Consider the following 294-nt stretch of genomic DNA (forward strand, 5'->3'; position numbering starts at 1 on the left):
CTTTCAGGCGAGTATAGATAAGCTCAGACAACTGACGGTTCTCTTCGCTGTGCGTTGAGTGATAGTTGTCATAGCTGATGTTAAAGCCTGCGAAATCAGTCTGATGCTCCTGACTCATTTCGCCAATCATCTGCTCCGGGGTGATACCAAGCTGCTGGGCTTTCAGCATGATCGGCGTACCGTGGGCATCGTCGGCGCAGATGAAGTTGACCTCGTGGCCGCGCATTCGCTGGTAACGGACCCAGACATCAGCCTGGATGTGCTCCAGCATATGGCCGAGGTGGATTGAGCCGT

At 54.1% G+C, this 294-nt stretch carries 1 protein-coding gene; it reads right to left on the reverse strand.

All coding sequences use genetic code 11. From position 1 onward, the window contains the following. Positions 1 to 294: class I tRNA ligase family protein (locus HEM79_RS22430; protein WP_183082734.1), on the reverse strand; the 294-nt coding region annotated here is incomplete at both ends.

The sequence above is a fragment of the Escherichia sp. 93.0816 genome, from assembly GCF_013368855.2.
Taxonomy (GTDB): Bacteria; Pseudomonadota; Gammaproteobacteria; order Enterobacterales; family Enterobacteriaceae; genus Escherichia; species Escherichia ruysiae.